The 8,486-nt window shown below is 72.7% G+C and carries 7 protein-coding genes; 6 read left to right on the forward strand and 1 reads right to left on the reverse strand.

Annotation, left to right across the window (positions count from 1 at the left end; all coding sequences use genetic code 11):
* Positions 1-199: 199 nt before the first annotated feature.
* From ACFXMF_RS06005 to ACFXMF_RS06025, 5 genes are all read left to right on the forward strand, one after another.
* Positions 200-1,816, forward strand: a complete 1,617-nt coding sequence (locus ACFXMF_RS06005; protein ID WP_379988938.1) for a GNAT family N-acetyltransferase — start codon at positions 200-202, stop codon at positions 1,814-1,816.
* Positions 1,816-3,393, forward strand: coding sequence for a GNAT family N-acetyltransferase (locus tag ACFXMF_RS06010; protein WP_379988939.1), 1,578 nt, complete (start codon positions 1,816-1,818; stop codon positions 3,391-3,393). The genes ACFXMF_RS06005 and ACFXMF_RS06010 overlap by 1 nt, the downstream gene beginning before the upstream one ends.
* A complete protein-coding gene (locus ACFXMF_RS06015; RefSeq protein WP_360309619.1) occupies positions 3,390-4,205 on the forward strand; it encodes a polysaccharide deacetylase family protein in 816 nt (271 codons plus the stop codon). The genes ACFXMF_RS06010 and ACFXMF_RS06015 overlap by 4 nt, the downstream gene beginning before the upstream one ends.
* The gene (locus ACFXMF_RS06020; RefSeq protein ID WP_360309617.1) at positions 4,198-5,355 is read left to right on the forward strand and encodes a glycosyltransferase; all 1,158 of its coding nucleotides are present in this window, start codon (positions 4,198-4,200) and stop codon (positions 5,353-5,355) included. Before ACFXMF_RS06015 ends, ACFXMF_RS06020 begins: the two co-directional genes overlap by 8 nt.
* 87 nt (positions 5,356-5,442) lie before the next feature.
* Entirely contained in the window at positions 5,443-6,216 is a 774-nt protein-coding gene (locus ACFXMF_RS06025; RefSeq protein WP_360309615.1) for a sugar transferase, read from the forward strand.
* 538 nt (positions 6,217-6,754) lie between these two features.
* Here the strand turns inward: ACFXMF_RS06025 and ACFXMF_RS06030 are convergent.
* Positions 6,755-7,810, reverse strand: coding sequence for an O-antigen ligase family protein (locus tag ACFXMF_RS06030; RefSeq protein ID WP_379988941.1), 1,056 nt, complete (start codon positions 7,808-7,810; stop codon positions 6,755-6,757).
* Between the two features lie 98 nt (positions 7,811-7,908).
* Between ACFXMF_RS06030 and ACFXMF_RS06035 the strand changes: the two genes are divergently transcribed.
* Positions 7,909-8,486, forward strand: a 578-nt coding sequence (locus ACFXMF_RS06035; protein ID WP_380020542.1) for an acyltransferase, incomplete at its 3' end; no start/stop codon positions are given.

Here is an 8,486-nt window from a genome sequence, read left to right on the forward strand (position 1 = left end):
AAGCTTGCCAACCCCGGATATCGCGGAGCATCACCAACGACTCGTGGACGGATTGCGAAACACCCTTCACGCGTGACCCATCCGGCCTAATCTGGTCGGCGGGCGACTCGTGTCCCGACCGTGTGGGGGCGGGGGACGCCGGTTGGGCACAAACGTTCCGATGCTGCTCACATCGGGACCGCGAGGTGGGGGCCAGGCGATGGTCAATCGTGCATCGACCCTGCGCGCCGAGGAGATCGATGCCGATCTGGCTCGTGCGTGGGACGAATTGGTGGTGGGACGGGGGGTCCAGGCAGACGTCTTCGATACACACGCGTGGGCGTCCTCGTGGGTGGCAAGCCGCCCCGAGCGGGCCGAACACGTGCGCATACCCGGCGTATTCGCCGCCGGGCGCCCGCTGGCCCTGCTCCCGCTGGAGCTCGACTCGGCCGGCCGCGCCCACGAACTCGGCCGCGGCCAACGCGAACGGACACGTGTCGTGCTGGGCACACCCGAGCCGGAGCCCGCCGTACTGCGCCAACTCGTCGCGGAACTGCGCCGGACCGGCATCCGCGAACTGACGCTCCAGCGCCTGCCCAGCCGGGACCCGGCCACACACGCCCTCGTCGCCGCGCTGCGCGAGGCGGGCTACGCGGTGGACGTGCGCGAACGCATGACCGACATGATCGAGGCCACCCCCGACGGCTGGTCCGGCTACCGGGCCCGACACCGAGGCTTCGACAGCGCGATCGCCCAGACCACCCGGCGGGCCGGACAACTGTGGAAGCTGCGGGTGGCCGCCTTCGGCGCGCCCGACACCCCGCCGCTGGCGGCCGGCCTGGCCGACCACGAGGAACTGTTCGACCTGAGCTGGAAGGGCCGACTCGGCGCCGCGCCCGAGCGCCGCCGACTGCTCACCCAGGCCCTCGACGCGCGCGGCATGGCCCGGCTGTACGTGCTCTACGCCGACGACCGCGCCATCGCGTCCTGCCTGGGCGTACGCATCGGCCCGGTCGTGCACTGGCACACGGTCGCCTACGACCCGGCCGCCGCGATGCTCTCCCCGGGCAACGTGGTGCACTGGCGCGCCCAGGAACTTGCCTTCGCCGAAGGCGGCTTGACCCTGATCGACCTGCTGCCCGGGGCGAGCCCGCTCAAGGACCGGGTCAGCACCGAACGACCAGCCCTGCTCGACATGTGCGCCGCCCGGGTGCCCAGCCGGGTGTTGCCGCTGCTGCGCGGCGCCCGCGAGGCGCAACGCGCGATCCCGATCGCCACCCGGGCCCGGGTCCGCGGCCTGCGCGCGCGGGTGACCGCGGTCGACCCCGGCTCCTCGGGCACCGCCCGCCGGTTCGAGGCCCGACCCGCGACCGAGATCCCGACCCGAGCCGCCGCCGAGCTGACCCTGGACCAACCCACGCTGCGCCTGCTCACCGTGGCCTGCGCCCGCCGGGGCCCGCAGGAGATGCGGGCCGACTGGGGGCCGGACGACCGCTGGTATCGGATCGGCACCGGCCCGCTGGCGGTGGCCCGCGTCGACCACCACGAACCCGTACCCACCCTGCGCGAGGTCGTGCGCTACGACCCCACCTACACCCTGGAGGCGATCGCGCTGATGCTGGCCGACCTGCTCGCGTCGCCCGTCCGGTACCTGGACGAGGTGCCCGTGCGCGACCCGCGCCTGCGCTGGCCCCGCGCGTGGGGCCCGCCCACCGCCGGCCTCGCCCCCACCGGAGCCGACCCGGTCACCACCGTGCCCGGCACGGCCGCCGAGGCCGCCACGTCCGCCGCCGGCACCGACGCCCGCGGTGCGCTCAGCCGCGCCGAGGGGGCCTGATGCACGCCCGCCCGATGCACCCGCTGGAGATCGACGCCGCGTTCGCCGCGTCCTGGGACCGGCTCGTGGCCGCCCGCGGCGTGCACGCCGACCCGTTCGACACGCACGCGTGGTTCGCCTCCACCCTGCACGGCCACCACGACCCGCTCGACGACATCCGGGTGGTCTCCGTACTCGACGACGCCGACCAGCCGCGCGCGTTGCTGCCGCTGGAGCGGATCGGCGCCGAACGCTGGGGAGTGTTCTCGGCACACCGCCGTCCCCGCAGCCACGTGGTCGTGCACCCCGACGAACCGCACGGCGCCGACTCGATCGCCGACGCCCTCGCCCGCACCGGCATCCGTGAACTGCGCCTGCACCGGATGCCCAGCCGGGACCCGGAGACCCACCGGCTGATCGCCGGACTGCGCGCGTGCGGCTACACCGTCTCCGCCCGGGAAAAAGCCTGCGACATGCTGGCCGGCGTCGAAGGCGGCTGGGCCGGCCACAAGGCCCGATTCCGCAGCTTCGACCGCTACGCACATCGCTTCGCCGCCCGGGTGCGCGCGCACTGGGACCTGACCGTCGAGGAACTGGCCGGCGCCGACACCGGATCCGAGCGCGACCTGGACGCCGGATTCGCCCTCTACACCGACCTGTTCGCCCGTAGCTGGAAGGGCCCGCTGCAACCCGCCGCCGCCGAGGCCCGCCGCGAACTGATCGCCCGCGCCGCCCGGCACGACTGGGCCCGGCTGTACATCCTGCGGGTGGACGGCATCCCCGCCGCGATGCACCTGTGGTTCCGCCTGGGCGACGTGGCCACCTGGCACTCCACCGCCTACGACGAGCGCTTCGCCGCGCTCGGCATCGGCACCGTGGTGCAATGGCAGGCCCAGGAACGGGTGTTGACCGAACCCTGGCCCGCCGGCAGCAGCCCGCGCCTGGTCGACCTGATGCCCACCCGCACCCCGCAGAAGTTGCGACTGGCCCCCGAGCGCCCCGCCCTGTGGGACATCGAGGCGATCCGCGACCGACGCCTGCTGGCCGCCACCCTGCCCGTCCGCGGCTTCGCCCGAGCCACCCGGATGTCGGTCGAACAACACCTTCGGGTCCGCCGCGCCAAGCCCGCGGCCGAGCAACCCACCCTGGTCGCCGAGACGGTGATCCCGCCCGCGATCAACCCACACGGCGAAGCTGGCCACAAGCTCGACCCGGTCCACGAAGCAGGCGCCGAGCACAACCGACCCATCGCGCTGGCCTGCGGCTATCGGGGCACCGACGTGGTCGACGGCGGCCGGACCCGCGGCGAGACGTGGTGGCTGGTCGGCGAGGAGCCACACACCCTGGTGCACCTGGACGCGGACCGCACCGTGCACACCGTCGCCGCGCTGGGCACCGACCGGGAGCACCCACACGCGTGGGAGCCCGACGAAGCGGTACGCAGTGTGGCCACCGCCCTGGGCGAGACCCTGCGGCTGCACCTGCTCGACCCCGCCGGCCGCGCCGGCACCCCGCTCCGGCGGGAAAGCGAACCGATCCCGTGGCCGCTCGCCCGTACCCATCCCACCCGGCTCACCCCGAAGGGCACCACCCGATGACCGCCATCAGCGGCGACCGCGTGCGCGCCACGCTCAAGCGCGGCCTGGCCGCCACCTCGCTCGGCCGCGATCCCGCGCCCGGCGCGACGCTGCTCATCTACCACCGGGTCGGCGGCGGCAGCCGGGACGAACTCGACCTGCCCGCAGACGCGTTCCGTACCCAGCTCGACCTGCTCCCGCGCGCGCACGTGGTCTCGCTGGACACCGCCGTGGACCGGCTCGCGGCCGGCGACCCGACACCCTCGATCGTGCTCACCTTCGACGACGGCTTCGCCGACGTGTACGCCAACGCCTGGCCGGAACTGCGGGCCCGCGCGCTGCCGTTCACCCTCTACCTGGCCACCGGCTGCATCGGCGAACAGATGCGCTGGGAGGGCTCCACCGGTACCAGCGGCGGATCCCCCGCGCTGAGCTGGGAGCAGGTCGCCGAACTGGCCGAATCGGGCCTGGCCACCATCGGCAACCACACCCGAAGCCACGCCCGCCCCGAGGCACTCACCGCGACCGAACTCGACGAAGCCTCCGACGACGTCGAGCGTCGACTCGGGCTGCGCCCGGCCCACTTCGCCTACCCGTGGGGCATCGCCGTCCCGGACATGGAGCACGCCCTGCGCTGCCGATTCCGCAGCGCCGCCACCGGCGTGCTCGGCCGCAACCTCCCGGGCTGCGACCCGATCCGGCTGCGCCGGGTCCCGGTCCGCCGTACCGACCCACCCGCGTTCTTCCGCGCCAAACTCGGCGGCCGGCTCGCGCAGGAACGCGCCTACGCGGCCGTGGTCAGCCTGGGCAAGCGGGCCGGTGCCCATGCGTGAGCCGCGCGGGCCGGGTGGTCGACCCCTGCGGGTCGCCCACCTGACCACCATCGACATGAGCCTGGCCCTGCTCCTGCGCACCGAACTGGAGGAGGACGTCGCGGCCGGCTTCGAGACCTACGGGATCAGCGCCGCCGGCCCCTACGTCCCCGAGATCGAGGCGCTGGGCGTCACCCACGTACCGCTGAACTCGCTGACCCGCGCCTGGAGTCTGCGCAGCGACGCCGCGGCCGCCGGCGAACTGGTGCGCACCCTGCGCCGATTGCGCCTGGACGTGCTGCACACGCACAACCCGAAGACCGGTGTGCTGGGCCGGATCCTGGGCCGCGCCACCGGCGTTCCGGTGGTGGTCAACACCTGTCACGGCCTGTGGATCCGCCCCGGCGACCCGTGGGCCCGCCGGGCGTTCGTGCTCGGCACCGAGGGCCTGGCCGCCCGCGCCTCGCACGCCGAGCTGTACCAGAACGCCACCGACCACGCGACGCTGCGCCGGGCCGTGCCCGGGTGGCGCGCGCGAGTGGTCGGCAACGGTACCGATCTGACCCGCTTTCGACCCGATCCCGTCGCCCGGGCGGCCGTTCGTCGGGCACTGAACGTGGCCGAAGACGAACTGCTCGTGGGCGGAGTCGGGCGGCAGGTCGCGGAAAAGGGCATCCTCGAATACGTGGAAGCAGCCGGACTGCTCGCGGGCAAGGCCAGATTCGTATGGATCGGGCCGGAGGACCCGGACAAGGCCGACGCGGTCTCGCGCGCCGTGCACGGGTCCCGGGTCGAATTCGTCGGCGCACGCTCCGACATGCCCGCCGTGTACAACGCCCTCGACGTGTTCGTCCTGCCCTCGCACCGCGAGGGCTTCTCACGATCGGCCATGGAGGCCGCGTCCTGCGCGCTGCCCATGGTGCTCAGCGACATCCGGGGTTGCCGGGAGATCGGCACCCACGGCGAACACCTGCTCCTCGCGCCGCCCGGCGAGCCCCGCTCGCTGGCCGCCGCGATCGACCGACTGCTCACCGAACCGGATCTGCGCGCCGAACTCGGCGCCGCCGCCCGGCGACGCGCACTGGCCGAATTCGACCAGCGCCGCGTCGCGGGCATCTCGATCGACACCTATCGGGCCGTGGCCGGACGCCGCGGCCTGGGCTGGACTTGACGCACAACGGGCGACGGCCGGTGAGGGAGACACCGCCGGCGCCCGAGGGACGCCACACCGAACGCCACACCAGGGGAGGGGCATGGCATGCGACGACTGTTCGACATCACCGTGGCCGTGCTGGCATTGGTTCTATTGGGACCGGTCCTGCTCGCGATACACGTGATGATCCGCGCGACCATGGGTGGACCCGTACTGTTCCGCCAGACACGCAGCGGCCTGCACGGCCGCGACTTCGAGATCCTCAAGTTCCGCACCATGCACGACCCGCGCTATCCGGACGAACCCGACGCGACCCGGATCACCCGCGCCGGGCAACTGCTGCGGACCACGAGCCTGGACGAACTGCCGCAACTGATCAATGTGTTGCGCGGTCAGATGGGCATCATCGGGCCGCGGCCGACCTTGCCGAGCCAGGTCGTGCACTACACACAACGCCAGCGCGGCCGGCTCGACGTGCGACCCGGGCTGACCGGCTGGGCACAGGTTCAGGGGCGTAACGCGCTCAGTTGGCCGGTGCGCATCGAATACGACCTCTGGTACGTGCGCAACCGCGGCCTGCGGGTCGACCTGGTCATCCTGTGGCGCACCGTCGGCGTGCTGCTCAAGCCGAGCGGGATCACCGCCGCCGGTGGCGTCAACCCGGGCTTCCCGGTGCCGGTCGCCACGCTGCCCCAGGAGGATCCCGGGCGCGAGGCCGCGGCCCGCTCCGGCACCGTCCGGCAGGACCGCGGCGAGACATTCCCGCTGCCCAGACCCATCGTCTGGTCCGCGCCGATCACGCACTCCCCGGTCGACCCGACCCGGCTGTTGCCACCGCAGCGGCCGAAGGGCGACTCGCTGGCCGAAGAGGTCTCCTGAGGCCGGAACGGCTCGATGTGCGGATGTCCGTGCCCGATCGTGGGGGTCGAGCACGGACGTCACGTCGAACCGGTCGCGCAGCGTATTCGAAGGGCCCGAGGCGATATCGCGGTGAGGGCTTCCCGGAATCGTCCGGAACACGATCGTGCGACCCAGGCACGCTGTGACCTGCACGTACACGGGACACCCAGGGCTCATACCCACCTGTGCGGCAGCGGCCCCCCGGACCGCTCGTCCCGCTTTTCTTATTTTCTGGAAAATCCCGCAACGAACTCGAAACGGGATTCCGGCAATCCTGCACGCGGATCGACAAACCTGCGAATCGACGTGACATTCCCCTTGCCTGGGAAATAGGTGCGCCCGTGGTGCGGCGATTCCACAAAATAGACGCGGAGCCCGTCACACAACACGGATCTGAGCATCATCTGAGGTTTCGCACCCCTGGATATGGGTGAGTCGGGCGTCACGCCCAAAAGTAATGAGCCACCCATTACAGACAATCCCCACTGCGCGCCGGTCGACCCACAACCCGCCCGCGCTACGAGACCCCGTCCGCCGACCGTGCCCGCGACCTGCGATCCGGACCGGCCGTCGCCACCCCTGTCAGCACCCCGACCGCCACCAACACCGCAGGAAACTCGGCCACATAGTCGATCGACGCCTGCACCAGAAAAGCGGTGAACGTCGCCGACCCGACCAGCACCACCGCAACCGGCTGCGGCGACCGCCACAACCGCACGTACACCCACCCCACCAGCGCGACCAGACACACCGCGCCCGGGACCCCCTGCTCGGCGCTCTGTCGCAGCCACAACGAATGCGCCGAATGCACATCCGCATCCGAACTCGCGGTCGCACTGTTCGTCACGAACATCCCCGGACCCGTCCCGCGCACCGGAAGACTCTTCGTCAGATGTGCCCCCTCGCCCCACAGTTGCACCCGACGCTCGGTCAGACCCGCCTCGGCCGCGCCCTCCAGGGCACCCGTACGCGTCCCGAGCACCCCCAGCACCACGGTGCCCAACGCGACGCCGACGACACACAGGGCCGACACCAGTACCACCGTGCCCTTGCGACGGGCCGCCGCCGACAACAACCCGGCCGACAACACCGCCAGCGCGCCCACCGCGGCCGCCACCGACCGGGTCGCGAACGTCGCGAGCACCAACAAGGCCGCCAATACCAGAATTCCGCGCCGCCACCGAGCGGAGGCGACCGCCAGAGCCGCCAGACACGCGGCCCCCGCCGCCTGCGCGACCAACGCGCCGTTCGCATTCCCGTAGTGCAACGGCGGCGCCGTCGCGTCCCCACTCGACGCGCCCGGCCACAACACCGACATCCCCGCGACCGCGCCGGCCACCATCGCCGGCGCCGGTAACGCGGAACCCACGCCCAGTAAACGCCCCAGCACATACCCGCCGACGGCGGCCGACAACGCGAGCAGGAACGCCGCCGGCTCGCCGGCCCGGTTCGCCGCCGCCACCAGCGCCCACAGCGCGGTCATCGCGACCACGGCCACACCCAACAGATCGAGTCGGGACGGATACCGCGCCCAACCCCGGACCCGACGGTCCCCTTCCCGGTCAGCCTCCACCGCACAACCCGCTTCCGCTCGACGATCCGGGCCCGACCCGTACCGCGCCCCAGTGCGCGCGCTCATCCCGGCCGCCCGGCGATGCCAGGATGTCCCTCATGCCGCTCTACATCTGCGGGGCCGGCGGCGTAGGCCGCGAAGCCCTCGACGCCGCGCTCGCCACCACCCTCACCGTCACCGCGTTCCTCGACGACGCCCGCGCCGGCGAGAAGGTGCGCGGCCTGCCGGTGTTGCGCCCTGCCGACGTCGACTCCGGCGACTACCTGGTCGGCATCGCCGCCCCGGCCGCCCGCGCCCGACTGGCTCTCCTGCTCGACGAACGCGGCCTGCGCGCCGTCACCCTCGTGCATCCGCGCGCGGTGATCTCGCCGGAGACCTCGATCGCCGCCGGCTGCCTGATCCAGGCCAACGCACACGTCTCCAGCAGCGTCACCCTGGGCCGGCACGTGCAGGTCCACTACAACGCCACCATCGGTCACGACGCGGTGCTCGACCCCCGCAGCACCGTGTACCCGGGCGCGAACATCTCCGGCAACGTGCACCTGGGCGAGGACGCCACCGTCGGCAGCAACGCCGTGGTCCTGCAAGGGCTGACCGTCGGCGCCGGCGCCCTCGGGGGGCCCGGCCCCCGGGGGACCCCCCGCGGAACCGGCGGGGGGACCCGGGGGGGGGCCCC

Source organism: Embleya sp. NPDC059213 (genome assembly GCF_042754445.1).
Classification (GTDB): Bacteria; Actinomycetota; Actinomycetes; order Streptomycetales; family Streptomycetaceae; genus Embleya.